The sequence below is a fragment of the Streptomyces sp. NPDC014764 genome (genome assembly GCF_043082785.1).
Lineage (GTDB): Bacteria > Actinomycetota > Actinomycetes > Streptomycetales > Streptomycetaceae > Streptomyces > Streptomyces althioticus.
Genome location: NZ_JBIBXY010000025.1, coordinates 61,263 through 88,045 on the forward strand (window position 1 = coordinate 61,263; position 26,783 = coordinate 88,045).

The window sequence follows — 26,783 nt, forward strand, 5'->3', positions numbered from 1 at the left end:
GCGCCCGTTGGACTCCCCGTTCCTGCCGCTCGCCACCGCCGCCTATCTCGCCCGACGGCCCGAGCAGCCGCTCACCCTGCCCGACGATGTGCAGCAGCTGGTGGAAGCCGTACACGGAGACGCCGACACCCTGGCCCGCACCGATGCCGCCCTGCGCCGCAGCCACACCCTGCACCAGGCCCGCACCCGCACCGAGGAACACCACAGCCTGCTGCACCTGGTCCCCGCCTGGCACGACACCCTCTCGCTGTCCGATCTGCACCGCCAGAACCTGCACCCCCGCGAGGCCGCCACCCGCCTGGGCGCCATGCCCCGCCGCCTCCTGCCCGTCTACCGCATGGCCTGCGGCCGCCTCACTCTGGACGCGGCCGGCACCCGGCCGCTGCCCGAGCACCGCAAACCGACCACCGCTCAGATCCGCACGATCCTCCAGCACACCCTGCCCGTCCCCGTCGCCTGGGTCGCCGGCCGCACAAGAGACCACCACGTCCCAGCGTCCTGGCGCAGTCACGCACTCCTCGCCGACCTCATCCTGCTCGCGCAGGACGCCGGCGATCCCTCCCGGCCGGTGCGCTTTGGCCGGCACCGTCTGCACCTCGACGGCGCCCTGGGACTGGTCCACACCGAAGACTGAGCCGCTTCCCGCCCCACGCCGCCTGCCCGAACCCCTCAATAGGCATCGCTGTTGCAGGAAGGCCGGACCTTCCTGCCCGGGGCACGCAGCTGCGCGGTGCCAGATGACAGAAGGCCGAGCATTCTCATATCAGGCCGCCAGGGCTTCTCATCCGATGCCCCCTTGCCGCGGCTGGGACCAGACAGGACCTGACATCTGAGCGAGAACCGGCAGTGACATCGAAATGAGAAGTGACAGCCGTCGCGCCTGTCGGCACGGATTGAGGAGTGCGATACGGAAATGGCTTACCCTCAAAAAAGGGGCACCGACCGGTAATTGTCGGCTGGACTATGTGGTTCGGAAGCTGCTCGTCTATAGCTAATATGGAAAACGCGGAGCCGGGCTGACGTTCGAGTCCGGTCTCGCGCGCCCTGCCTGCTGCGCTGTGTGCACCGCACCCTTGGTGCCCCCGTGGTGCAGGGGCGGCACGTCGGCGTGGCCTGACCCGGCCCGCGCCCGCACCGTCTGCCCCCTCCTTTCCTGCCGCCCTGGTGCGCTCCTTGTGCCTTGGCCTGCGCAGAATTACCGCTCCGGCGCGCGAGTCTCCCCGAAATACCTCTCCTGTTCGTACCCTGCAATGGATCCTGTGTGTCTTCCCCGCATTTTGAGACCGACAAAGAACCGTGCATTCCCGTCCTCTTCCCGGACGGACGCCAGGAGGAGCTGGGGTGGCGGGACGTGCTGCTGCGCGCCCACCTCATCAAGGACCTGGCACTTCCCGTCCCGCCGGCGGCATCAGCCGTCCTACGCCTGCTCGTGGTGATGGCCGCACGGGTCAGCGGCCTGGACGCACGAGGACGGCGACGAATGACGGCACGACAGTGGGCCGCACGCCGCAGGGAGTTACTGGCACAGCCCGCCGGACTCGACCCCGACGTCGTTCATACCTACTTCGACGCCTACATCTGGGACCTGTTCCACCCGGCGCGGCCCTTCCTGCAAGACCCAAGACTGGCCAGCCAGTGCCCCCAACGCGCCGGCGTCAACAAGCTGGTCTTCGGCCGCCCCGAGGGCAACAACCTTTCCTGGCTCAGCCCGCACTCCGACAGCGACCCGCAGCCGGTGCCCAGCGCCCAGGCACTGTGGCACATGCTCATCCACCACTACTACGGCGCGGCCGGCCAGTGGTCCGTGCGCACCGTAGGCGACCGCTCCCTCAGCCGGGCCAAAGCCGGCCCGCTGCGCTCGAGTCTGTCCTTCCACCCCCTGGGCCGCACCCTGTACGAGACCCTCCTGGCCGGCATACCCAAGCCCGACCCGTCCTGGCCGGACGCAGTGGACCACTGCCCCTGGGAGGAACCCCTGCCCCACCCCGACCCCGACGACGGTGACCCCGTCGACGGTGACCTCGTCCAGGGACCGGACCCCGATGCGGCGCCGCCGCCGGTGTCCTCACCGGGCCGTCTGCTGACCGGCCGCTCGCGTCACGCCGTCCTCCTCATCCCCGCACCGGACGGACGCCACGTGACCGACGCCTACCTGACCTGGGCCACCCAGAAAAACACCCAGCCCTCGACCCTTACCTCATCCATCACGTCCATGCGGACGAGCCCGTCACCCGACGCCACCGACCACGCCGCGCGGACGCCGACCGGGCCCTGTGGCGCGACCTGGACGCGCTGCTGCTGGCGGGCGACGAGGACGACCGCAAAGGCACCCAGGCAAAGAGCGGAAAAGGCCGCTACACCGTTCAGCGCCCCGACGCCTTCACGACCCTCAACGACCTGCCCCCCGACCTGCGCGCCGCCCTGCGGGTGCGGGTCTACGGATTCGACCAGGACGGCAAGACCAAAAACCGCACCTGGTACACGGCCCTGACCCCGCCGATCTGGCCATGGACGCAGGAATGCGACCCTGCCGCGGCCGAACGGATCGCCGCATGCCGCAAGGCCGCCGAAGACATCGGCGCCCACCTCGACCGCCTCTCCCAGGACGCCTGGAAGCAGACCACCAACTCCGGCAGCCCCCGCCACCTGCCGCCCTGGACCCGCAGCGCCCGCACCCTGTACTGGCCCCGCGCCGAGGCCACCTTCTGGATCCTGCTGAACGAACCCGCCCGCAGCGCCCGCGCGGCGTTCGCCGCGGACGCCATCGACGCCCTGCGCACCGCCACCCGCCCGGCGATCGCCCAGCACTTCCGCGCCGCCGAAGCCGTCGCCACCGCCCTGGCCCAGCTGCGCCTGCGCGGCCGCTGACCTCCCTCACCACGTCCCTGTGCCCTCTCCTTCTTGCCGCCTTATCGGAGGCTCTCCCGCTCATGCCCGTCACCACCGCGCAACGCCGCGCCCACTACGACGACTTCGTCCACCAGGTCATCACCGTGTGCGCGGTCAAGGGCATCCGCGCCGACCTCAACTCGGGCTTCGGACGGCCCGTCGCAGAGTGCTCCCGGATGCCAGAGCACCTCACCCGGCACATCGCCGGCTTCGGAGCACGCCGCGCCCACTACACCGTGGCCTCACTCATCGCCCTGCACCGCGACCTGCCCCACGAAGAAGGCCCCTACCAGCCGGAGCAGCCCTTCCCCGGCAAGGACCAGGACGCCGCCACCGCACCGGCCGCGAACACAGCTCCGGCATCCGACCCGTCGGGTTCAGCAGCAGCGGCGGCGAGCACGGCCGAGCGGCCCTGGCGCCGCCGTCCCGATCTCGGCACCCACCTCGCCGTCGCCGTGGCCCGCTACGGCTTCAAAGAAGCCACGATGACCAACCGCGTCAAAACTCTCACCCGGCTCGACACCTCGCTGCTGCACCCGAGGCTGTGGACGCTGACCGGCCACCTCAACAGCCGCGGCGCCGCACGCCTCGACTTCGCCGTCCTGCTGGAAGACCTGGCCTGGTGGGACGACGACCAACTCGAGATAGCGGCCCGCTGGCGCGAGAACTACTTCCTCACCCTGCGCACCCTGACGTCCAAGGAGCAGTGACATGACCGCCTACGCCCCCGCCCGCTACGCCGACTTCCACATCCTGCACCCACTTCCCGCCTCCCTCCTCAACCGAGGAGAAGACGACCTGCCCAAGACACTGAACCTGGGCGGCGTAGTCCGCGCCCTGGTGTCCTCGCAGTCCTGGAAGCGGGCCGTGCGCCTGCACCTGGAGGACGTCCTGGACGAGCACGCAGCCCGCACCCGCATGCTGCCCCTACGGGTGGCCGACGCCCTGCGTGCGGCAGGCTGGCCCACCGACCTGGCCGCCTTCGCCGGAACCCAGATCGTGCGCTCGGCCACCACGGAAGGCCTCAAAACCGAAGAAAACCAGCGCGGCATCACCTCAGCCACCCTCTACCTGCCGCGCGACGTCCTCGATGACCTCACCGACCTGTGCACCGAACACCGCCCGCACCTCGAAGAAGCCCTCGCCAAGGAAACCGCCGCCCAGCCCGCCCCGGCCAAAGGACCCCGCAAGAAGAAGCCCAAGGCGGAAGCCGTCCTGCCCACGCCCAGGGTCGCTTCCGTGATCCGCCGGCGCACCGCGACCATCAACCTCTTCGGCCGCATGCTCGCCGAAGTGCCCGACGCCCACGTCGACGGCGCCGTGCAGATGGCCCCCGCCTTCACCGTTCATGCCAGCTCACCCCAGCCCGACTACTTCACCACCGTCGAGGACTGGGCAGCCCCGAACGAAGCCGGCAGCGCCCACCTGCAGACCGCGTTCTTCACCACCGGCCTGCTCTACCGCTACGCCACGGTCAACCTCACCGAACTGACCCGCAACCTGAACGGCGACCACGAACAGGCCCTGCACCTGCTGGGCCTGTTCGCCGACGCCTTCATCGACGTCATGCCCAGCGCGAAGAAGACCTCCACCGCCCCGCACACCTACCCCCACCTGGTCCACTACACGATCCGTGACCGCCGCCCCGTCTCCTACGCCGGCGCTTTCGAACAGCCCGTCAAGCACGCCCGGGGCGGCGGCTACACCGCTCCCGCCATCACCGCCCTGTCCCAGCACGCCGCCGGGCTGAACCGGCTGCTGGGCACCCGCCGCCTCGTCGGCCGCGGCTACGCCACCCTGCACCCCGACCCCATCGACCACCTCGGCACCGCCCACGCCGGCCTCGACGACCTCATCGACGCCCTCACCAAAAACGCGGCCCTGCCCACCGGGACCCTCGTATGAACGGCATCCTGCTGCGCTTGGCCGCACCGCTGATGTCGTTCGGAGAGCACGCCGCCTTCCACTACCGCGACACCCTCCCCTTCCCCTCCCGCTCGGCCCTCATCGGCCTGTTCGCCGCCGCAGACGGACGCCCCCGCAGCGAAGCCCTCGCCCCCGACCCGGCCACCGGCCAAAACCCCTACACCGACCTGACCTTCACCGTCCGCATCGACCGCCCCGGCACCCGGCACACCGACTACCACACCGTCGGCGGCGGCCGCCCGCACCGCCAGGGCCTGCGCACCAGCAGCGGCGCCTACCGACCCCGCGAGAAGTCCACCCTCATCACCGAACGGGTCTACCTCGCCGACGCCGTCTTCACCCTCGCCGTCCAAGGACCCGACCCGTTCCTCGAACACCTCCTGACGCGGCTCGAACAACCCGCCTTCGGCCCCTACCTCGGCCGGCGCGCCTGCCTCCCCAACGAACCCCTCGTCCTCGGCGGCCCGCACCCCGACCCCATCGGTGAACTCCTCCACCACGTCCCGCTCAGCCTCACCACACCACCGCGCACCGGCCAGGCCACCGTGCCCGTCGCCTTCGTCTGGGAACACCCGCCCTCCCACGTGCCCGCCGCACACAGCGAACGCGAAGTCGCCGACGTCCCCCACGACTTCACTCCCACACGGCGCTTCCACACCACCCGCCGTACCTGGCACACCACCGAAAACCTGCCCGCCACCCTGTACGCCCCACCCCCCGCACTCAACGAACTGACCGCCTACATCCATCAGGACACCACCCCGTGACCAGCACCCCAACCACCGCCCTCACCACCACAGCGGCCCTCACCCGCATCCGCCTCAACCGCCGCAGCCCGGCCGCCCGCCGTGACCTGACCGACGCCGTCAGCCTGCACAAGAGCGTGATGCTCCTGGCCCCCGACAACCTCGGGCAAAACCCCCGACAGCAGGCCGGCCTGCTCTTCCGCCTGGAAGACGCCACCGACGACACCCCACCCACCCTGCTCGTCCAGTCCCACCAGCCGCCCGACCTCACCCGCCTGCCCCACGGCTACGGCAGCGCCGAAACTCGACCCCTGCACCCCATGTTCCAGGCCCTCACCCCCGGCCGAGCGGTGCGCTACCGCATCACCGCCAACGCCAGCGCCGCCCGCCGCGTCCTGGACCACCACCAGCCCGTCGACAACAAGCACGGCCGGAAAATCGTCGCCCTCTACGGCGACGACGCCCTCGCCTGGTGGCAGCGCCGCGCCCACCAAGCCGGCCTCACCCTGGCCACCACCGACATCACCCCCGTCCGCTTCCCCCGCCGACGCCGCCGCGCCGACAAGCCCGGCCAACAAACCCACCCTCCCGGCCCCCTGCACGCACTCACCCGCTTCGACGGCCTGGCCACCATCACCGACCCCCACCAACTCAGCCACGCCCTGCTCACCGGCATCGGCCGCGGCAAGCCCTACGGCGCCGGCCTGCTCACCCTCGCCCCCGCCTGACCCACCCGCGCCGACGCCCACCACCCCAAGGAAGCCCCCCGAACAACCGTGCCCGCCACACCACCACCCAACGGCCCCTACGACCTCACCTCCCTGCGCGCCGCCGCCGTACGCCGACTGCTGCGCCTGCGCGCCGCAGACCGCCTCGCTCACCACGATGTCCGTACCGTCGCCGCCGGGTTCGACGTCCACTGGCGCACGGTGCGCCGCTGGATGGACAACGCCGACGCCCACCACGGCACCTACACCCCCCAAGGCCGCCGCCACTTCACCCTCACCCCGGCCATGCACGACGCCCTGGCCCGCTGGCACGGCAACGCGGCAGCCACCTACCGCGAACTCGTCGCCGACAACATCTTCGGCAACCCGCCCCGCGTATCCCAGGCCACCTTCTACCGCGCCGTAGACCGGGAACTCACCCCCGGCCAGCGTGCCGCCCTCAAAGGGGGCGAAGCCGCCCGCCGCTGGCACGACGTGCACGCCCTGCGCCCACACGGCAACCGCAACGACGTCTGGGAAACCGACCACGTCGAAGCATCCGCCTTCGTCAACGTCGACGGCCGCCGCGTCAAACCGTGGATCACCTGGTTCATCGACCACACCACCGCCGTCATCTGCGGGCTGGCCATCACCCCCCACCAGCCCAGCCAGGACGCCATCCTGGCCGCCGCCCGCGACGCCATCCTCTGCGGCGGCCACCACCGGCCCTTCGGCGGCATCCCCCGCAAGATCCGCACCGACCGCGGCCGTGACTTCCTGGGCAAGTGCGTGGACGAGGCGTTCAAAAAGTTCGGCACCGAACTGATCGTCCTACCGCCCTACAGCCCCCACCTCAAAGGCACCGTCGAAGCCATCAACGGCTCCGCCAAGCACATGCTGTTCAAAGGACTGCCCGGCTACGCCCACACCCCCCGAAGCCGCCGCGACCGCCGCGGCCAGCCCTTATGGGCCCTTCATGAACTCCTCGACTACGAAACCTTCGTCACCGTCGTCCTCGACTGGGTGGACTGGTGGAACAACGACCACACCATCGCCCGCCTCCACCGGCGCACCCCCGCCCAGGCATGGAACGCCGACCTCACCCCCGTCGACACCCTCGACCCCGCCGACCTGCACACCTACACCCTCACCGACGCAGGCCCACCCCGGAAGATCACCAGCAAGGGGGTGCGCTGGAAGAGCGCCTACTACGTCGGCGACTGGATGCACGGCCACTCAAGCGCCGGCGAGATGGTCCGCCTGCGCCACGAACCCCACCACTACCACCGCGTCGAGCTCTACGACGCCGACACCCTCACCTACCGCGGCCCCGCCTTCCGCAGCGACGAGATGAGCCCCCGTCAAGCCCGCGCACTGCGCAACGCCCGCCGACGCGAAGCCGACCGCTACGCCGCCAAAGCCCGCCGAGCCCGCAAGAACGCCACCCCCCGCTACGCCGCCACCAGCGTCGCCGCCGCGCCCGAGCCCCTCAACCGGCTCACCGCCAGCCAGGCAGCCGCCCAGCTACACGAGTTGCACACACCGGAAAGTCAGCTGCAGACCGAGGCCCGGCCCGACCTCCTCAACCGGCCCCATCCCGACTCCGCCCGCTGGACCAAACCCCGGCCCGGCCCCAAGCCCCAGGACACCGAGTGACCCACCCGACCACCACGCCCGACAACCAGCCGACCGCCGGCCCGAACTACCACTACATGGGCCTGCCCGGCGCCCGCGCCATGCTGACCCAGGCCAGCGCAGAGACCTACGCCAACCTTGTCACCACCCTCAACACCGACGCCGGCAAGGGCGCCATCATGTGCGTCCACGGCGGCGTCGGCCTGGGCAAGACCTTCGCCGTCAACAGCCACCTCGACGACCTCGCCCCCCACACCACCCTGCGCATCAAAGTCGGCTCCGCCAAAATCCAGGCCCTGCGCGCCGCCCTGTACAAAAAGCTCGACCTGCCCGGCGAGGCCCCCCTCAACAGCACCCGCTGCGAAACCATCCTCAAGGAAGCCCTGTCGGAAACCCCGCGCGTCCTGGTCGTCGACGAAGCGCAGTGGCTCGACACCCGGGCCTTCGAATTCATCCGCGGGCTCTGGGACGACGAGGACACCCGCCTCGCCGTCGTTCTGGGCGGAGCCGAAACCTGCTACCAGAAGATCAAGAACCGTCCGGCTCTGGACTCCCGCATCCTCGTCTGGCAGCGCTACAAGCCCCTCACCCCGGCCGAAGTCCTCACCGTCATCCCCGAGTACCACCCGCTGTGGGCGGACGTACCCACCGACGAACTGCTGTGGATCGACGATGTCGCCTGCCACGGCAACTTCCGCCAGTGGGCCAAAATCACCTACCTGCTCCGGGAACAGCACGGCGGCCCCGGCTCGAAGGGAGCCGGTAGCACGGGTCCGACGAAACCGCCCACTCCACACGGCGCGGCCGCACCGCTCCCTCCCTACAGCCGGGACCTCGTGCGCGCCGTCCTCAGCCGCCTCGACCCCACCCAACGTCACACCGACTGAAGCGCCGCCCCGGTGTCCGGGCGCATCCGCACCGTCACCGGAGCTGGCGGTGCGGCACGGGCAGCTATCCGTGATACTCCAACGCCCGGTGATCCTCAACGTGGGGGAGCGGCTGGCACCTCCACGCTCCCGGAGGGGGCGAACAATCACCAGCCCGCCCAGCCAACGCACCACACGGGCCGGTTGCTCCGGAGCCCCGTCTCGGTCCACGAAGCCGTACTCGAGCAGCTGGTTGGCCGCGTTCGTTGAGGGCGGACCCCACCCGCGTGGGGAACAACCAGGTGGTGACGCCGCCGGTGGTGCGGCCGTGGATAGACCCCTACTTACGTGGGGATGCCCCCTTGTTGACCTTCGAGGCCAGCTCTATCGATAGAGGATCTTACTCGTGTGGTCCGGGCGGCAGTCAGCAGTGCCTTCTGCCGGAGGGCAAGGCGGAGCACGCGAACCGGGCCGAACAGGCGGGTCGGCCACCGGCAGTGGCCTTGTCGGACGAGCCGCACCTCTCGCGTGGCGGCTCCCTGGGGGCTGTGGGTGCGGGCTGGTTAGTGGCTGTTGTCGGTGAGGGTTCCGCGCTGCACCAGCTCGTCGGCGGTGCAGCCGCGTCGCTGCGCCATTGCGTGGAAGGTTTCCCGCTCGCGCTGCCAGGACAGGGCCCGGTCGGCTGCCGTCTGACAGATGTACTCATCGGCGGACAGGCCGAGAGCGGCGGAGTGGGCGGCGATCGCTTCTCGTTCCGCGGCCGTGAATGTCATCGTGGTGGCCTCCTTTGGCCGGTGGGCCTGCTGCTCGTCGGGGAGCCGGGCGTTAACCCGCGCAGGTCATGACGCTAGCCGTTGCGCGGGTTTCAGCTGGCGCTCGGTGCGGGGCGGGGTGGGTGTTGATCCATGAGAGGCCGCCGAGGTCGAGGTGGTGGCGGGCGCGGGTGACGGCGACGTAGGCGAGGCGGGCATCGGTGTCGCTGACGGGCTCCGGAATGGGGCGTCCGTGGTCGTCGTGCTGGTCGGTGTCCTTGGGCGGGGGGGGGGGGGGGGAAGTCGTCGGCGATTGTGACGGTGGGCCATTCGCGGCCCTTGGCCGTGTGGGCGGTGGAGACGGTGACGTCGGCGTGCTGCTCGTCGGCGAGCTGATCGACGGCGAGCTGATCGACGGCGGTGAGGATGGCGTCGGGTCCATAGGTGTCGATGAGGTCGACGAAGGGCTGGAGGTCACGTCCTGCGGGGTCGTGGGCGGCATAGTCCTGCAGTTCGCCCCAAGAGGCGAAGAGCACGAGTTCGGGGTGGGAGGTGCGGCGGCCGTTCTTGAGGTCGCGGGCCGCGAGGGCGAGCGCGGCCAGCTGCTGGCCGCCTCGGGTGAGGGCGACGCGGTGGCCGGTGGAGAGCAGGCGCATGACTTCGGCCATGGCACCGATGTTGGTACGGCACAGCACTGCGTCCGGCCGGTCGAGGCTGCCGATTTCGGTGGGGATGGTCTCGCTGCCGGTCAGGCGGATGGGGGCGTCGGCGAGGGTGAGCCACCGGTTGGCCTCTTCGGCGATCAGAGGGCCGAAGCGGAAGGAGCGGGTCAGGGTGAGAGGGGTGGCGTCGAAGCCGGTCATCACGTCCCGGGCGCCGCGCCAGCCGTAGATGGCCTGGGCGGAGTCGCCGACCATGACGAGTTGGGCATGGCCGCGCTGGGCGGTGAAGACGTCTTCCAGGACCGGGTTGGTGTCCTGGGCTTCGTCGAGGAAGAGGAAGTCGGCTTCGAGGATCGGCCCGGTCAGGGCCCACATTTTCAGGTAATGGTCGTGTTCGAAACGGACCACACCCTGATCGGGGTTGTGCAGGTCGGCCCAGGCCTTGGTGGCGAACGGCATGACCTCGTCGGCAAGTCGGGCGTGGTCGCCGGGTGTGTCCAGGCCGCGCAGGCGTGGCACGTGGTGGCGGGCCAGGATGCGGTCGGCGGAGTGGCAATAGCGGGTGACCGTGCGCAGCACGGTGTGGGAGAGCGCGCGGGGCCCGATCTCGTGAGCGCCGATACGGACCGGACGCGTGATGCCGAGCGCCTGGCCGGTCTTCCACGCGGGCTGGCGTGGGCTGTTGAGGCGGCGGGTGTAGCGGTGACCGACGGCGGCGAAGGCTGTGGCGTGGGCGGTCTTGCACAGCACCGTGCGGGGGAAGCGGCCGGCGGCGTCTTGGGCGATGTTCTTGTTGAAGGCGAGGTAGCGGCCGCGGCGGTGGGTGCTGGCCGCGAGGAGGCCGAGGGTGCTGGTCTTCCCTGTCCCGGCGCCGGCCTGCAGGACGAGATGGTGACTGGCCCGGAAAACGTCGGCAGCGTGGGCCTGTTCGTCGGTGGGCGTGTGCAACGAGGGCTCCGCGGAAGAGAAGAAAAGTATCGGAAGGGGGAAAGGAGTGATGAGTGAGGGCTGGCAGTGTTGGCTGTCGCCCAGTCAAGGTGCAGCGCCCAGGATGGGCTCACAGCGCTGCCGGGATGCAGTGGTGATGCCGGCCGTGCAGTAGTCGGGCCGCGCAGATGAGAACTTCTTCGACAGTGGGGTGCGCGAGCAGATTCTCGAGCCGGTTCTCCGGGCGCCGAGCGCGTTCATGCTGGGCAAGGTTCCCGGCACCGCACCGGCTGAACACATCCTGCGGCCCGCCGCCCAGGCTGCGCGCTCTGCACCGTCATCAGCCGGGCACGGTCCGCGTTCGCGGTCGGCCGGATGCTTGCCCGGGCGTGCTGGAGCTCGCCCTGCGCGGCTGGCCAGGCAGGGTGAGCTCGAGAACGGGGAAGGGCGTCATGGGTCAACTGCCTCCTGTGCCCTGCCGGCGGGGCCTGAGCGTCGGGTACGGGCGGGAAGGCGGTTGTGGATGTGCGCGTGGTGAGCCAGGGGGTCGAAGGGCTCCCAGTCGGCCACCGCCAGATCGGCGGCCGTGGGGATGGCGGAGTGCCGCAGACAGCGCTGGGCGCGCCAGCGCAGTTGCTCGGCGTACGGGATGGCGCTGAGGTCGTAGATGGCCATGACCGCGGCGGGCAGGGCCAGTTGCCCGCTCGTCGCGGCGGCTGGGACCAGCTTCCAGGTGCCGGCCGGGGTGTCGGGGGAGAGCAGGGTGTTGGTGCAGCGGTGACGGCGCCGGGTCTGGGCGATGCACTGGATCTCGTCCACCGGGCGGGCGGCGAGGTAGCGCACGTACAGCAGCTGTACGACGGGGCGGGCCGGGCGGCAGGCTGCCGGGTTCCCTCGCTGGGGTGCTGGGCTGCCGGGGGAGGCCGGGCAAGGAGTGAAGGCGCCAGCGTCGATCAGACGGCGGGTGTTCACGGCGAGCGACCGGCGCAGCCCGGTCAGCTCGGGAGGGGGCGGGGGAACGTCTCGGGCGGGACAGACGACGGCGTGCGGCAGACGGCACCAGTCGCTGCCGTCTCCGCCCGGGTAGGCGACACCGGAGCTGACATGCCAGCGGCACACGGAGGGCACCCGGGCGGCCGGAAGCTCGTGCGGATGAAGACGGACGGGTCGCTGAGCGCCGCGGTGGTACCACTCGATTCGGTTGCCGCATTCGCGGCACCGGTCGCCCTGGCCGCAGCGCAGCAGCCGGCTGACGCCGTCGGGGGAGACGCGCAGGGAACGGCGCACGCGGTGGGCGAGAGGGCTTCCGTCCCAGCGCCGGGCCGGGGGAGGAGGTGTGGAGCGCATGCGGGCGAACCTGTCATTCAACACGCCGGATCCGCGGCAGGCAGCTCTGCCGGATCGCCCGGTCAGCCTCATACGGTGCGACTGGAGTACGAACACTCGATGGTGCATTCGAGCAGGTCTCGCCAGTTCGGGTGATCTGCGACAGGCGCCCGGGAGGGGAGTCAGTCTTGGGCCGGGCCGGGCAGGTCGTGCCCGCGGCACAGGGTGCTGAAGAGCTCGTCAAGCGGGGTGTCAAGGGCGTGGGCGAGAGCGTGCCAGGTCCTCAGCGTGCCGATGGTGCGGCCCTGCTCGATCTCGATGACGGTGCGTCTTCCCAGGCCGCTACGGGAAGCAAGCTCGTCATAGCTCCACCCGCGCGCGGCCCGCAGGCGCGCGAGTTCGAACCGCAGCGCAGTGAGGTCCGGATCGGGCGGCAAGATCGTCACCCGTCCATCCGACGGTGCAGACCCCTGCACTGCCAGTGCATACCTCTGCCCTATTTCCCCAGGTGACGGCGCCCGCGAGAGGGCAGAGGTCTGCACTACGGTGGGCGGCCGCCCCCACCCCAAGAACGGGACCGGCGCGGACGTGACAAGGAGGAACACGCGCCTATGAGGCTGCGCCCAGCATGTCCGACGACACCACGCGCCTGGACCGTGGAACTGCGCCCGCACGCCGGCGGGCTTGCTCTCGCATGCCGACAATGCCCACACACCAGCGGGCAGATCGCCGCAGCCTCCGCACGCGCAGCCGCCCTCGCCCACCTCGCACGGCACGCACGCGGCAACCTCCTCCCCTCGCACCTACGGATCTGCCAATGCCACGAACGCGGCTGCCACTGGCACCCCCGCCACCGCGGCTGCGCCGGCCCCATCCGCCTCCTCCTCGCACGCGAAAGGGGCGGACGACTATGGCGGCTCGCCGACACCTGCAGCGCCTGCGCCGCAGCGACAGCACAGGCCGCCGTAGTGCCCGACACCGTCCTCGCCCACGCACCGCTGCACCCGACAACCGCCCGGCGGCGCAGACGCCGCCCCAAAGGGCCCGGCGAACAGACCCGGGTACGTGAAATCCTCAGCTACCTGGCCGCTGCCCTTCCAGCCAGCACCTCGGCCGCCGCGCGCCTGCTCGCGCTGCAGTGCGCACTCCGCGTGAACACCGGAATGCACGTCCGACTGCCCAACGGCGTACTGCGCAGCCTCCGCCTCAGCGCAGTCCAGGACCCATGGCGCGAGCTGGAGCACGCACGCTGGCTGCGCATCATCCCCGCGACCGCGGCCAACGAGGTCGCCGCCGAACTACTGGACGCCACGCTGCTCGGCCAAGCCCCGGCCCGCCCCGACCGGATGCGCGCCGCGGACTGGGCACTGCGTGCCGGCTCCCCTTCGACAGCAGGAACAACCGGACCGCTGCCGCAACTGGCGAGCGCCTACCTCGCAGCGAACGCCGACCCGCAGGCCGGCAGTGGCCTGAGCGGGCTCGACCAGATGGCGCGCGCCTGCGGCCTCCCGCTCGCCCAACTACCCACCTTGCTCGACCAACTGACAGCAACCGGGCTGCTCAGGTCATGGCAGTCCTGCCGGCACTCGGGAGACCTGCACTGGACCCTGGCGCTCGGAAGAGGAGTCCACGACACCAACCGTCAGTACGACCCGACCGCTCCAGGGGCCACGGATGAGGGAAGAGCACGAACGTGACTGTGCGACAGCTGCTTGGACGAAAGGCGCCGCAGCACACTTGATCTTGAACGGGACGTCGTCTGCTGGCCCCTCGTACGGCTTCACGTGGCTTACGTCGAGTCACCCGCCGAAAGACTCCGAACGCTGTTCGTACGCAATTCGTACGCGAAACATGCGCTTCAGGCTATGGTTGACACAGGAGGTGTTCCATGCCCGAGCTGTTCGACCGGGTCGACGCGCTGATCGCGTCCCGTGCCGTGCTTCCGCCACCGGCGGAGCGCAAGCGGCTGCGTCAGGCCCACGGCTTCACACTGGACGAAGTGGCTGAGGCCCTGCAGGTGCGTCGGGCGACCGTCAGTGCGTGGGAGTCAGGTAAGACGGAGCCCCGGCCCCCCGAGCGTGACGCGTACGCACGCCTGCTCAGCAAGCTCCTGGAGCTCTACCCTGCCGATCCCAGCGCCACAACCCCGGTACACGACACGGCTGCTCCCGCGACGCTCGCGAGCACCCCCGCCCCCGCTCCGGAAACGCGGACCCTGTCCACAGTCCCGGCCTCCGAGGCTGCGACCACGGCAGTTTCCGAAAACACCGAACCCCGCCCCACCACCACTGCTTCGCCCGCCGCATCACGTCCAGCGCGCATCACCAGCCCGTCGTCGACGTCACGCCGCCCGGCCGCACGCAAGGCCGCCCCGGAAACCACTCCCGCCAGCGCCGATCCGCGCTTCGCCAACGGCCCGCTTGCGGTCGTCGACGTCGACGACAACGGCCACGTGCAGGCGTATTGCGTCGGTGGCCTGGTCCTGGACGTGCCCGCCAAGTCCATCCCGGCCCTGGTCGACTGGACCCTGAAGGAGGCCAGACTCGGGCAGCCAAAGCTGTCCGGGCCGGGCAAAGACGGCGACCCGCTGATCGTGCTCACCGAGACCGCGCTGCAGCGCTACGGCCTGCCCGTCGCCCTCACCGACGAGGAGAAACTCGCCGGACGGATCCCGGAGGGCCACAAGGTCATCAAGCAACTGGCCCGCGCCGACTGGAAGCTCACGAAAAGGGGCTTCGGGCCCTGGGCGAGGATCTACCGCCCGGCACAGGGCTCAGAGCGCAACTGCGTGCAGCTGTGCATCCCGTCCTGGCACGCACTCGACTCCCGCCACTGGGGCGAGGCTGCCCAGCTCCCGGCGGCGGAACTCGCCCGGCTCCTGGGCGTGTACGCGTCGAGGGTGATGACGCCGCGCGGCTCCACCGCCGTAACCGGCCTGGAGCTGATGACCGCGCTGCACCCACCGACCTACGCCGTGCGCGACGAAGCCACCGGCCGCTTCCGGAAGGCGGACAGCAAGAACCCCGGCTCACTGGGCGAGCACCCGGTGGACTGCGCGCCATGCGAAGCTCCGGACGGGCACCCACTCCTCAACGACCTGCCGCGCTTCCACGTCCGCAGCCCGGCCGAAAAGCTGCTCGAGGAGGCCTACGACTGGGCGCGCCCGCTCACCGACGACGAATGCATGCGCCGCAACCTCGTCGGCATCGACGTCAACATGGCATTCGCCGCAGGCGCCAACGGACTGATCGTCGGCCTCGGCGAGCCGACACATGTCAAGAAGCCGGTGTTCGACCCGAAGCTCCCCGGAAGCTGGCTGGTCGACCTGTCCCACGTCGACCTGTCCCGCGTGAAGGTCGCCAAAGACAAGTGGACCGACCTGGACGCCGGCCTGCTGCCCAGCCCGTTCACGCCGAAAGGCGAGCACCCCGAAGGACCGGCCTGGTACGCGACGCCGACAGTGGCGTACGCGGTGGAACTCGGCTACGACGTCGCGCCGCTCGAGGCATACGTGCGGTACGACAACGGCCGCTACCTCGACGCCTGGTACAACCGCCTGCGCGACGCGTACCTCGCCACGATGGCCGACCTCGGCGTCGACGCCGACCTCACACCGGCCGACTTCCTCGCCGCGATGGACGGCTACAAAGACCGTGATCCGGAGCTGGCGATCGTCGTCTCGGCGATCAAGGCGACGGTGAAGGGCGGCCTGGGCAAGCTGCGCGAGCGGCCCCGCGGCGAGGGCTGGAAGCCCGGGCAGCCCTGGCGGGCGCTGTCCCGGCCCACGTGGCGGCCGGACATCCGGGCCGCAGTCATCTCCCGCACCCGGATCAACCTGCACCGCAAGATCGTCAAGCACGCGGCGTTCACCGGGCACTACCCCGTCGCGATCCTGTCGGACTGCGTCGTCTACGCCTCCAACGGGCCCTCGCCGCTGGACTTCCTGCCCTACCGGGACGGCAAGCCGCTGCCCGGCGGCTTCAAGCTCGGCATCAACCCGGGCTTGGTCAAGCACGAGGGCACCCAGAGCGTCCTGTGGGGCGAGGAGGTCCGCGAGCGGTTCAACGCACCGGAGCTCAACCTCGCCCGCTACATCAAGGATGGCACCGTCACCGACATCGACAACGGAGAGTAGGAAAGGGCGACGATGACCCTGTTCGGGGACGGCCTGGAAGCCGCGATGCAGAAGGCGTTCACCCGCCCGGCACCCAAGCGCGCGCCCGCGCAGATGCGGTACCTGGTCAAGCAGTTCAAGGGCACCAAGCCGGTCGCCCAGATGCTGCAGATCTCCCAGCGCACCGTCGAGCGGTACGTGAAGGGCCAAATCAAGAAGCCGCGCCCGGACCTCGCCGCACGCCTGGAGCGCGAGGTGAAGAAGCGGTGGCAGCCCCAGATCCGGGCCAAGGCCCGGCAACAGGCAGCGACGACCGGCGGCATCGTCATCGACACCCGCGCCCGGATCGGCTACACCGCCCCGATCGGCTCCACTGACGAGGACCGCCTCCGCCACCTCACGGTGGCGCTGCCGCCCCGCTACGCCGCCCGTCTCTTCGAGGCCCAGGAGCAGGGCGCCACCGAGCAGCACCTCAAGAGGATCGCGGCCGAAGCGCTCAAGGAGGTGTACTTCCAGGACGGCGGCCGCCGCGCGGGCCAACTGGAGGAGGTCCGCTTCACGGACATCGAGCACCTGGAGTTCGATCTTTAGTACTCCAGCAGTGATTCGTGTTCCGAGCTGCGTGTGACTGAGCGCTTCAGTTGGCGAGTGAGCGTCCGAGTTGGCGAGTTGAGCGGGCTGCGTCGACGGCTCGGGTGAGTTGGGCGGCGTAGGAGTCGAGAAGCGGCTTCATCTGCTGGTAGAAGGGCACTTTGTTCTGCCGGATCCAGTGTCCGATGGTGAACCGGTCTTGGCTCCATGCCGCATCGAGTTCGGGATCGTTGCGGGCTTCGGCCGGTTGTGGGGCGAATTGGGTCTCGCCGTGGGTGACTTGGGTCCAGATGTAGGCCGTGGCGGCGAGGCGTGCGCGGTCGTCGGAGACGTAGCGGGGGCTGGGCTGGCGTTTCAGCTGGTCGGCGATCTGGAGCCATGCGTTTGGTGGCAGTGCCCAGTCGGCGAGAAGGGTGCGGCGGTGCCGGTAGTCGGTCAGCGGTGAGGAGGCGAGGTCTGCGGCGATCGCGTCCAGGGCTTGTTCGTATGCCTCCGGGGTGCCCTGTCGGCGGGCCCATCTGGTGATGGGCCCGCCCAGGCCCTTTCCGTCGATGCCGAGTCCGAGGAATTCGGCGGCGTCGACGATGGTCTTTCCGAGGGCGCGCCGGACGAGGAAGGCGGAGGTTGTGCGCCGCAGGACCGGCGTGCTGAAGGCTGCGGTGAAGGCGCCGAGGTGGCGTTCGGCCCACTCCAGGGGGAGGAACGCCGGAACGTGCTGTGGGCCGTAGTCGAGGCCGCGTTGGGGCAGTCGGCTTCCGCCCCTGCCGCTTCTGCGGTGGGTGGAGACCAGGTATTCGGCGGCGTCCTGGAATCTCTGGGAACAGTCGTCCTGGTAGCGGCGGAACGCGGTGTCCCAGCTGCGGTGACGCTTGGGGGCGATGCCGCTGCGGGTGCGGTTTTCGACTGGTGCGAGCGGAGCCAGCGCGGTTCGTAGGTCGGCGGTCGACAGGATGGCGTCAGCGGCGAGGAGGATGCCCGCGCAGGCCCGGGCATCCTGGGGCGGCGTGCTGACGTGGATGGAGTGCGAGGGGTCTCGCCGGGCGGCCAGCACCTGATCGGTGCGGCGGGTGTCGACGCCCGGGGCGGGGCGGGCCCTCGGCCAAGTGATCATGACGAGTCCGCTGACCATCTGGAGGTCGGTGAAGTACTCGCTGGCCGTCGCCGCGGGGGTGTCTGGGCCCAGCATGGTGGTGATCTTCTTCTGTAGTGCGGTGAGTTCCTCAAGCAGGGGTTCTGCTGGTCCGGGCAGCTGCTGGTCCAGACGGGCGCCGCAAAGGTGGGCCGTCCGTTGTGTGCGGCGGGACCCATGGGCGAGAGGTGCTCGGCACTGGGCCGGGTGGAGTCCGGCGATGGTCGGCCGGGCAATCAGCTGTCCGAAGCGGTCGGTGAGCGGTCGCTGGCATTCGGGACAGAGGTGTTCGAGGAAGCGCTGGTGGTGCGGGCAGGCGAAGACGACGGGCAGTCTCCAGTCGGTCTTCCAGGGGCCGCCGTGGTCCGTCTGCAGCGGGGTCCCGTCGCCGGCGAGGCAGTCGGGGCAGTAGCGGGCTGCTGAGGGGAAGAGCCAGTCCAGCGCGGGGATGCGCTTGCCGGCGCGGACGACGTCGAGGCTGTGGGCGATGGGTGGGTAGCGGGGTGCGAGCGGCAGCAGGGTCAGAGCCGTGGCTTCGGCTGCGGTGAGCCGGGTGGCGGTCTGGAAGTTGTTCATCCGCGGGGCGGGCAGTTCCAGGGAGAGGGTGGTGCGGGTGATGGCCTGGCTGTTGGGCTGGTAGTCGGCCAGGCCGGTGCGGCGCAGGAGGATGTCCGGGGCGACGTCGAGGCGGTGGGCGAGCCGCATCACGAAGCCGGCCAGCAGTTCGCCGGGCAGCGGGTCCAGGCTCCTGGGCAGCGGTGTGATCACCGGGCGCCCTCCTGGGCCGTGCCGAGGGGGCCGCGGTCGTCGAAGACGGTGTTGCGGCCGCGTCGGGGCTTGCGCGGGGCGGGCTTTTCGGGGACGTCAGGAACTTCACCGGCGCCGGCGTCGCGCCGGTCGCTGTCGCGCAGGTCGATGGCGATGCCCTCGAGGAGTTCTTCGTCCAGGCGTTCCCGGCCGGAGTCGATGGCCTCGCGGCAGCCGTCTTCGATCAGCCGTTCCAGGAGGCCGACGACACCGTTGGTGCGGTGGTAGAGGTACTCGGGCATAGTGCCCGCGGTGAGCATGCCGGGGCCGGCATCCAGGAGCCGGAGGCCGCTCTGGACGCCGTGCAGGTGCTGGACCCAGGCGGTGATCTGCGGTGCGGTGCTGTAGTGGAAGCGGTCCAGCTCGATCAGATCGAAGCGCCGTTCGGTCTGTGTGGCCTCCAGCCCGTGGGCCTTGGCGAGCCGGGAGGGTGGGAGCTGCCACTGGCCGGTGGCCTGGTCGTGGCGTCCTTCACGCAGCAGTCCGGAGCCGGGGATGTCGACGCCGACCAGGACCAGGGTGACGTTCATGCTCATGAAGGCGCGGATCAGGTCGAGGGTGTCCTGGTCGTCGGCCCGGTGCATGCGAAGCCTCGTGATGTCGTCCAGGATCAGGACCTTGGTGCCGTGGTCCTGCAGGGACACGGCGACTTGGCGGATCAGTTCGGGCAGGTCCATGCGGGGACCGAGCGGTGCGTCGAAGAAGTTCAGGATCGCTTTGCAGGTGCTCTTCGGTTTCGCGGTCACCGGGGTCTGGACGTAGGCGACGGGGATGTGCAGGTCGCGGGCGCCGGGGCGGGCGTCGGGGTTGAGGTAGTCGTTGAGAGCGAGCCACCGTTCCTGGAAGGCGGCGGCGATCTCGCAGACACATTCGGTCTTGCCCTGGTAGCCGCCGCCGGAGACCATCACCCCGGCCCGGGTGGTGGGCTTGATCTTCAAGGCGTTGGTCTCGATGCGGCCGCTGAGGAGTTTCTCGACCGTCCGGCTCATCGGCGTGTCCAGCAACTGCAGGTTCGCGTGGGTGGCCGTGCGGTGCAGGTTGTGCAGCATCTTCTTGCGCCTGCTCAGCAACGCGAAGGCCGCGCGGTCCATCACCGGCGCCGGGATGAACAGCTTGCGGGTGCGGCACCAGTGCTGCCAGCCGGCCGCGGTGTCGCGGGCCGGCGCGGGGCCGGTCAGGACGAACGGCAGCGTCTCCTTCTCGCCTGTCACTGCGTTCCTTCCCGAACCGGCCCGGCAACAGAACCGGCGTCGTCGTCGGCGTCGGGCAGCGTGAACAGCGAGTGCTCGCGCAGGCCGTCGCCGAGGCGGGGTGGCGAGACGAGCGGGACGCTGCCCGCGGCTTCGCGCCGGCGACGCCGTTCCGCATCGACGGCCTGCTGGTTCTGGCGGACGAAGTTCGGCCGGCCGCGGCGCGACGGACAGCGAGGTCAGGCTGGCGGGGGCCGTCCGGTCGCGTTCGGCGGCGCGGGCGCGGGCGACCTCGCGGGCCCGTTCGGCCCGCTCGGCCTTGGTCATCTGGCTTGGCCAGGAGCCGACCGGGGACCGGGCGCCGATCAAGTCGAGCAGGACGGGCAGGAGTTCGGTGTCGTCGCGGGGCGTCAGCCCGGCCCGGGCGGCCTCGCGCAGGACCTGCTGGACTCGCGCGTCGGAGAACGCGAGGACGTCCTCGCCGGTGGGCAGTCCGTTCCAGGGGAGGGTGTGCCACTGGTCGGCGACCTCGATGAACACCTGTCGGCAGTCGCGGGGGTCGCGGTGCACGACCCATTTGTCCCGGTGCCTGCCGCTGCGAGGGGAGGGAAACAAGCTGAGTTCACCCAGGACAGGGTCGTCGCCGCCGTACCAAAGTCCGCCGATCTTGACCCCGCGACGGCCGTGGATCTTGACGAAGTGCGCGGGCAGAAGGTGGTGGTAGAGGCTCGGGGCCGGGATCTGCAGAGCGATCCCGTCGCGGGCCGCTGCCGTGGCGAACAGCGTGTTCGGGCTGTGCCGCCCGCCGGGGTCCCAGGCCGGCGCGTACTGGTCCAGCCTGCGGTTTTGCCAGATCTTCACGATCCAGGTGGCCAGCAGATGCTCCATCTCGTCCAGGGTCCAGACTGCATCGCCCTCCGGGTCGGCACCCCGGTCGGCGACATCCTGCCCGCGGTAGCCCAGCAGCAACTCCAGCAGCAGCGACTGGATTCCCAAGAACGCGCGTTCGCAGGCAGCCTTGTCCTGCGGGCGCATCGCCCTCGCCGGCAGCACCACCACCCCCAAGGTGCGGGCGACCTGCACCAGATGGTGGTTCTTGTAGACGCTGCCGTGGTCACTGGTCACCGTCTCGGGCGCGAAGAACGGCCGCCCGGCGACCGGATGGCCCGCGAACTCGGTGACCAGCGCGGCCGGGACGCCGGGGTAGTGCCATTCCATGTCCGGCGTCCAGTCCGGGCGCATCGGCAGCGGCAGCATCACGTCCCGCAGCAGCATGGCCACCTCGATGGAGGAGTCCGATCCCGGGGTGAGCCGGAACGCGGCCAGCGAGTGCGTGAACGCGTCCATGCCCAAGGTGAGATCGACGGTGATCGGCTCGCCGAACACGTCGTCGCGCAGCTTCACCGGGAACGGCGTGGTGTCCAGCACCACCACCTGGCCGGGACGGGTGATCGTCACGGTAGAGCCGCCAGTGTCCACTGCGGCCGCCGAACGGAGGTAGCGCTGACGTCCGCTCTCGGGCCCGAACCACTCCTTCCAGACCTTCAGCAGCGTCGTGTAGTGCGGGATCTTCTTCTCCGCCTCCGTGCCGAACTTCTCAAGCACGAACTGGTGGATCATCCGTTCCTTGGTCTTCATGCCGACGCGGGAACGGTGCAGGCACTCGGCATGGACCGCGTGAATCGCCTCCGCCACCTGCAACGTGATCTTGCGGTGCCCCCGCAGCACCGGGGTGAGACGGCCGTCCGCAAGCCCCATGATCCCCTGCTCGGGCCAGGCAGCAGACCACCGTTGCAGCGTGCGCTCGCTGACCTGCCCCAGGCCCAACTGGTGGGCGTTGTCCGGGTGCAGGGCCCTCAGCTCGGCCACCTTGGCGAGCCGCCGCTCGGTCAGCGTGGTCCGCTCCGGGTCGTACTCGGGCCGGGGCTCACCCTCCTGGGCCCAGTGCCGGCTGCCGCTGCGGAAGCCGCTCTCGGCCTCCAGGAAGTGGGCCACCCTCAGCCGGAGCCGCTTCTGGTCATCGTCCTTCAGGTCCTCGAACCGCGCGAGCTGCTGCTTGTCATCCATCACGGCCTCCCACCGGATAGACCCAGATCTCGTCCCCGAACGGCAGAGCCAGATCGACGGCCATCCGCCGGTGCCAGAGGAGATGCACCGCGTGCGTGCGGGCCACCGTCGGAACCTGCGTCTGATCCACCAGTTCCGCGAACCGCCACGGACGTCGGGCAACCGCGGCCAGCAGCTGACACTCAAGCCCCAGAGGGTCGGCCATCGGGCGGCGCCGCACCGACAACGCGTAGATTCCCGCCAGCACCTGCCGACGCCAGCCCGTCAGCACCATGTAGCGCCAGCCCGCAGCGGCGGCCACCTGCGCGGCCGCTGCGAACCGCACCTCGTCTTCCTCCCCGATCAGGCCCCCAGGACGCACGTCCACCAGCCACGAGGCCCCCGCCGCGAGCACGAGGAAGTCCGGAATGTGCGAGCCCTTGCCCTCCGAGGAGGAGAACCGCAGACGGAACGGCTGGGCCAGTACCTCGTCGAACCCGCCGACGAAGTCCAGGACCAGCAGCAGCCAGCGTTCGGCCAGGCTCTCGAAACCGTGCTGCCGGCCGGTCGTCACCAGACACTCCAGCCCCGGCCGGTGACGCTGACCGGTCCGCCAGGAGAACCGGCGTACCGGGACCGACGCCATCGCCGGCCCCGCCGACAGGTCCTTCACCGGGACGATGACATCGGACTTCCCGACCTTCCACGTCACCGTCCACGTGCGTGGCCATCCCGGCCCCAGATCCAGGCACTCGGTGGCCCGCTCGGGCAGCGCGTACGGCAGCGCAAGGTCCTCCAGGCCGCAGGCGTGGGACCACACCGGACCGGCCGGAGCTTCGACGACCTGTACGTCACCCATGGCGAGAGCACACCGCAGAGCAGGCGCCGTACACGGGGAAAGGCCCAAAACAACATCAACAACCGGGCGGTACCGGTACCCTGCTCAACTCGCCAAATCAAATGCTCAGTCACACTGCGTTTTCGGTGGTGGCAGTGGCGGCGACGGCCTGGCGGCGTGTTCTCCAGGCCGACCACTTCAGTGCGTGGGTGATGGGGGCGCGGTCGGCTCGTGGGCGGGGCAGGAGAGCGCCCAGGAGCCGCCGGATCTCTGCCACGGTGAGCGGGACGAGGGCTGATCCGTTTCTGCATCCCCCTTTGCGGCCTCGCCGGCCTGGGCGGCGAGTGCAGTCAGGACGGCGTGGGCGAGCATCGCAGTGTGACGTGCTGATACCACCCGGGATAACGGCGGACCCCGTGGCTTCGTTCACTTCCAGCAGCAGCATTTGTCTGTGAGTTCGGGAGGCCGAATCCGAAGCCGTCCCCGCCGCGCCCCGTCCGCTTCGCCTTGGCCGCGAGGAGACCGGTTCGCCGACCGAACCCGGGCGCGGCACGCCGCCGTTCACGCCCTGCTGAAGGCAGGACACAGTCGGCGCTCGGTCCAGCGGCAGCTGGGGATGACCTATCGCACGGTCAAGCAGTTGGCCGACGTTGAGACGCCGGAGGAGCTGTTAACCGGTCAGTGGCAGAACCGGCCCTTCATTCTCGATGGCTACAAGCCGCACCTGGACGACCGGTGGAACGAGGGCTGCACTAATGCGTGGAAGCAGATCGTGCCGCTCGGCTACAAGGGCAGCTACCAGTGCGTTCGTGCCTACCTGCACGACAAGCGCACCTCACCGCGGCCGGTGACCTCACGGCCGCCCTCTCCCCGGGCTGTCGCCGGATGGATCCTCCGCCGTCCAGAAAGCCTCACCGAGTCCGAGGAACCCCAGCTCAAGACTGCCCGGACGCACTGCCCCGACGCACTCACCCGGCACGTTCGGGACTTCGCGACGATGCTCGTGGAGCGCCAAGGCGAGCGTCTGCCAGGCTGGCTCGACGCCGTCAGACAGGACGACCTGCCCGGCCTCCACACGCTTGCCTCCGGAATCGACCGGGACCGGGACGCCGTCATCGCGGGTCTGACCTGCCCTGGAACTCAGGCGTTGTCGAAGGACACGTCAACCGGATCAAGATGTTCAAGCGACAGATGTTCGGCCGCGCGGGCTTCAAGCTGTTGCGGAAACGGGTATTACTCGCCTGAGCCGACTGGCCGAGTTCCGGCCGTCTCAGGAGCCGGAAGCCGTGGCCTGGTCTCGGTGGAGATAGCCGTCACCAGGGCAGCCGGCATCCGGGTCCCCGGTCGGACACATCACCACCTCGCAGTCTTCGGTGGAGAAGATCAGCGACAGCACGGTGCCGCGTGTTGCGGTCTCGTCAGCGGTGTTGATCTGGTCGGTTTCAGCGGGTGCATAGAAAGCCCAGCGGCCGGACGACAGGGCCGAGGGGTTCTCGCAGTCATGTGCGACGGGCAACTCGTCGAAGCGCTCAGTGGTGAAGGTGTGATCCTCGTGGAAGGTCAGGGATGTGCCCGCCTCGCTGGTCCATCGTCCCTCAACCTGGTCCGCTGAAATCTCTGCAGCATGGATCGCCGCAGCCCAGCCGCATGACACCGTCAGCGCCACTACTGCCCCTATGTAAGCGATTGAGCGCCACAACTGTCGGCCCACTCCAACCCCTCCCCGCATACCCCCGGGCAGCCGCCATCCGGCCTCGTTGGCCGGACCCCGACTATATTTGAACGCGCTCAAATCGCGCACCGGTCCGACACCAGGAAGCCGCGGGAGCTGGTGCGACAGCCGCGGCCTTAGCTTGGCGTTTATCCTCGGCGGGCTTGGTGTTCCTTGATCGACTCAGCGCGTTTGGCCATCTTACCGACGTCGTGCCGTGTGGCCCGGTGCCTGTTCTTCGAGCCGGGAGACCGTCCCGGGTCCGGTTTGGACGGTTCGGTGCGGCCGACGGACGGGCCGCCGTCGCGTGGACGTTGCGAAACCCACGGCGGACGCGGGCGGGGGTGGGCGACGGGGAGAGGCGGGTCGTTCCCAGGGACGGCGCAGGTCAGGTGTCACCTATCCGTGCAGCAGTCCCTGCCGTTCGAAGCGGGCTATCCCAGCTCCAGTACCGTTACGATGTCCTCGACAGCTGTCTCATCGGCACCGGCCTCCGACGCCAGCCACCATGACGACATCACGCATTCAAGGTCAGTAGTACAGAGAGGTCCGCCAGCGAACTGGCGGACCTCTCCAATTGGGACTAGCGCCTCATGCTCAAGTCCGACACGATCACCAGAGTTCTGGTTTTTGCCATTCGATGCAGTCTGGGCGCTGCCCGCCAGAGGACAGGAACTGTTTCACTGCCTGCCGCACAGCAGCGATGGGGATTTCCGACTCGCTTGGGAATTCGGTCAAACTTCCCATGATCGAGTAGGAAGCCTCCCCGCGCTTACTCGAGGGGTTGAACGAAACGAAATTCCCGTCATCCATGAAGGCCAACACGCCGACCTGATCTTTCCCATCGACCCCAACCAGCAATTCGTGGTCTGGGACGCCTGCTGGCATGAGTGGTCGTTCAAGGCTGTGCAGGGCGGCCAGATTCTCTGATGGTTGACTACCAAGAAGGGCGTCGATCAAAGCGTCCACATCACCCGGAGTTTGAATTAGGACCGGGTTATCTCCATGCTCGTTTCGGTAGTAGGCCTGCACCTTGCCGTATGTCATCCTGCACCTCCGTAGGTGTGCTCATTATAGCCACCTCTTCCGTTGGGCCAGTGAACGGTCAGCTTCTTCTTTTCCCCCAGAATCGCGTCAAGCGTTGCATGGCATCCAAGTGGCTGTTTGCACGGTCCGGCTGGATTGTTGATGATCAGTGTCGCCTCATCCAAGCCATCCCGAATCATGACGGCGGCTGCCTTCGGTTCAACGTCGCTTGCGCGTGCAGACGTTGACGTACCCTTCAAGTAGCCGGCCTGCCGGAGACGATTGTTGACTATATCTATCAGTGCCGCGTCTTCCTTCTTCTGTCCACTCTTTAGGCGGTATACGCGCCCAGAGGCCGTGGCTGCTACTCCCTCTGTGTTCTTTTGGAACTTCGGAAGCAGATTTGCTGCCCATTCTTTGAATTTGGCAGAGCCCTTTCCGAGGCCCATGGATCGCGCCCAAACTGGGCCCGGAGTCCATGGAACAATGTTCTGCTTGACCTCGACGTATCCGCAGTACGACCCGTCATCGGTACACATAAGGTGGTATGGGTCTGAAGGGGCAAATAGCCACTTCAGTACCTTCATGACCGGGTCGTTTATGTGCTTGTCGTAAGGGCCGTCGACCGGAGGGGGGCCGGGACTCGGGGCTGGGGTTACATTGCTTGCATTGGAAGTGCCGCAGTTGCTGTTGCAAGGGTGCGGGGTAATCGGCTTGGAATAGTCAACTGCTTCGTTCGGGTGACCGTTTCCTGTGCTGCCGTCGGGGCGTTTCGGACAGCCGTCTGCTGTGGGTCCGTTTCCGCATGCCAGGCCCATTCCGGTGGGGTCGGAGTGGGTGAGGGGGTTCTGGGCGGCGTAGCTGTATCCGTTGAGGGTTTGGTGTTTGTCGAGTT

At 69.2% G+C, this 26,783-nt stretch carries 19 protein-coding genes and 3 pseudogenes; 11 read left to right on the forward strand and 11 right to left on the reverse strand.

Features of this window, described 5'->3' with window-relative positions; translation table 11 throughout:
- The first annotated feature begins 7 nt into the window (after nt 1-7).
- The 8 genes and pseudogenes from ACF1AG_RS32740 to ACF1AG_RS32775 all read left to right on the forward strand — a co-directional run bounded on the left by ACF1AG_RS32740 (nt 8) and on the right by ACF1AG_RS32775 (nt 8,790).
- Nucleotides 8-634: a hypothetical protein gene (locus ACF1AG_RS32740; protein ID WP_391810888.1), complete on the forward strand. Its 627-nt coding sequence runs from the start codon at nt 8-10 to the stop codon at nt 632-634.
- 627 nt (nt 635-1,261) lie between these two features.
- A pseudogene (casA, locus tag ACF1AG_RS32745) lies at nt 1,262-2,868 on the forward strand (type I-E CRISPR-associated protein Cse1/CasA).
- A gap of 62 nt (nt 2,869-2,930) precedes the next feature.
- Nucleotides 2,931-3,599, forward strand: coding sequence for a type I-E CRISPR-associated protein Cse2/CasB (locus tag ACF1AG_RS32750; RefSeq protein WP_391810889.1), 669 nt, complete (start codon nt 2,931-2,933; stop codon nt 3,597-3,599).
- A gap of 1 nt (nt 3,600) precedes the next feature.
- The gene (cas7e, locus tag ACF1AG_RS32755; RefSeq protein WP_391810890.1) at nt 3,601-4,794 is read left to right on the forward strand and encodes a type I-E CRISPR-associated protein Cas7/Cse4/CasC; all 1,194 of its coding nucleotides are present in this window, start codon (nt 3,601-3,603) and stop codon (nt 4,792-4,794) included.
- Complete coding sequence (gene cas5e / locus ACF1AG_RS32760; RefSeq protein ID WP_391810891.1) at nt 4,791-5,582, forward strand: type I-E CRISPR-associated protein Cas5/CasD; 792 nt, start codon at nt 4,791-4,793, stop codon at nt 5,580-5,582. The genes cas7e and cas5e overlap by 4 nt, the downstream gene beginning before the upstream one ends.
- Entirely contained in the window at nt 5,579-6,289 is a 711-nt protein-coding gene (cas6e, locus tag ACF1AG_RS32765; RefSeq protein WP_391810892.1) for a type I-E CRISPR-associated protein Cas6/Cse3/CasE, read from the forward strand. The genes cas5e and cas6e overlap by 4 nt, the downstream gene beginning before the upstream one ends.
- 48 nt (nt 6,290-6,337) lie before the next feature.
- On the forward strand, nt 6,338-7,924 hold the full coding sequence (locus ACF1AG_RS32770; RefSeq protein ID WP_391810893.1) for a Mu transposase C-terminal domain-containing protein: 1,587 nt from the start codon (nt 6,338-6,340) through the stop codon (nt 7,922-7,924).
- Nucleotides 7,921-8,790: an AAA family ATPase gene (locus tag ACF1AG_RS32775; RefSeq protein ID WP_391810894.1), complete on the forward strand. Its 870-nt coding sequence runs from the start codon at nt 7,921-7,923 to the stop codon at nt 8,788-8,790. The genes ACF1AG_RS32770 and ACF1AG_RS32775 overlap by 4 nt, the downstream gene beginning before the upstream one ends.
- 542 nt (nt 8,791-9,332) lie before the next feature.
- Here the strand turns inward: ACF1AG_RS32775 and ACF1AG_RS32780 are convergent.
- From ACF1AG_RS32780 to ACF1AG_RS32795, 4 genes and pseudogenes are all read right to left on the reverse strand, one after another.
- Nucleotides 9,333-9,542 carry a hypothetical protein gene (locus ACF1AG_RS32780; RefSeq protein ID WP_391810895.1) on the reverse strand — a complete coding sequence of 70 codons (210 nt, stop codon included), beginning with the start codon at nt 9,540-9,542 and terminating at the stop codon, nt 9,333-9,335.
- A gap of 52 nt (nt 9,543-9,594) precedes the next feature.
- Nucleotides 9,595-11,131: pseudogene (locus tag ACF1AG_RS32785) on the reverse strand (UvrD-helicase domain-containing protein).
- 429 nt (nt 11,132-11,560) lie between these two features.
- The gene (locus ACF1AG_RS32790; protein ID WP_391810896.1) at nt 11,561-12,457 is read right to left on the reverse strand and encodes a DUF6083 domain-containing protein; all 897 of its coding nucleotides are present in this window, start codon (nt 12,455-12,457) and stop codon (nt 11,561-11,563) included.
- Nucleotides 12,458-12,618: 161 nt separating this feature from the next.
- Complete coding sequence (locus ACF1AG_RS32795) at nt 12,619-12,882, reverse strand: helix-turn-helix transcriptional regulator (RefSeq protein WP_331462408.1); 264 nt, start codon at nt 12,880-12,882, stop codon at nt 12,619-12,621.
- 522 nt (nt 12,883-13,404) lie between these two features.
- Between ACF1AG_RS32795 and ACF1AG_RS32800 the strand changes: the two genes are divergently transcribed.
- The 3 genes from ACF1AG_RS32800 (at nt 13,405) to tpg (ending at nt 17,141) form a co-directional block, all read left to right on the forward strand.
- Nucleotides 13,405-14,133 carry a hypothetical protein gene (locus tag ACF1AG_RS32800; protein ID WP_391810897.1) on the forward strand — a complete coding sequence of 243 codons (729 nt, stop codon included), beginning with the start codon at nt 13,405-13,407 and terminating at the stop codon, nt 14,131-14,133.
- A gap of 191 nt (nt 14,134-14,324) precedes the next feature.
- The gene (gene tap / locus ACF1AG_RS32805) at nt 14,325-16,571 is read left to right on the forward strand and encodes a telomere-associated protein Tap (RefSeq protein WP_391810898.1); all 2,247 of its coding nucleotides are present in this window, start codon (nt 14,325-14,327) and stop codon (nt 16,569-16,571) included.
- 12 nt (nt 16,572-16,583) lie between these two features.
- Entirely contained in the window at nt 16,584-17,141 is a 558-nt protein-coding gene (tpg, locus tag ACF1AG_RS32810; protein WP_391810899.1) for a telomere-protecting terminal protein Tpg, read from the forward strand.
- Nucleotides 17,142-17,187: 46 nt separating this feature from the next.
- On the opposite strand, the gene ACF1AG_RS32815 is transcribed toward tpg, so the two are convergent.
- From ACF1AG_RS32815 to ACF1AG_RS32845, 7 genes and pseudogenes are all read right to left on the reverse strand, one after another.
- Nucleotides 17,188-19,038 (reverse strand): TniQ family protein, encoded by a 1,851-nt coding sequence (locus tag ACF1AG_RS32815; RefSeq protein WP_391810900.1) that lies wholly within the window; start codon nt 19,036-19,038, stop codon nt 17,188-17,190.
- The gene (locus ACF1AG_RS32820) at nt 19,035-22,334 is read right to left on the reverse strand and encodes an AAA family ATPase (protein WP_391810901.1); all 3,300 of its coding nucleotides are present in this window, start codon (nt 22,332-22,334) and stop codon (nt 19,035-19,037) included. The genes ACF1AG_RS32815 and ACF1AG_RS32820 overlap by 4 nt, the downstream gene beginning before the upstream one ends.
- Nucleotides 22,327-23,172 carry a TnsA-like heteromeric transposase endonuclease subunit gene (locus ACF1AG_RS32825; protein WP_391810902.1) on the reverse strand — a complete coding sequence of 282 codons (846 nt, stop codon included), beginning with the start codon at nt 23,170-23,172 and terminating at the stop codon, nt 22,327-22,329. Before ACF1AG_RS32825 ends, ACF1AG_RS32820 begins: the two co-directional genes overlap by 8 nt.
- A 1,249-nt stretch (nt 23,173-24,421) precedes the next feature.
- Entirely contained in the window at nt 24,422-24,817 is a 396-nt protein-coding gene (locus tag ACF1AG_RS32830; RefSeq protein WP_391810903.1) for a hypothetical protein, read from the reverse strand.
- 194 nt (nt 24,818-25,011) lie between these two features.
- Nucleotides 25,012-25,252, reverse strand: a pseudogene (locus ACF1AG_RS32835) (transposase); the annotation flags it as partial.
- A gap of 222 nt (nt 25,253-25,474) precedes the next feature.
- Nucleotides 25,475-25,909 carry an Imm1 family immunity protein gene (locus ACF1AG_RS32840; protein ID WP_391810904.1) on the reverse strand — a complete coding sequence of 145 codons (435 nt, stop codon included), beginning with the start codon at nt 25,907-25,909 and terminating at the stop codon, nt 25,475-25,477.
- Nucleotides 25,906-26,783: DddA-like double-stranded DNA deaminase toxin (locus tag ACF1AG_RS32845; protein ID WP_391810905.1), on the reverse strand; the 878-nt coding region annotated here is incomplete at its 5' end. The genes ACF1AG_RS32840 and ACF1AG_RS32845, both read right to left, overlap by 4 nt.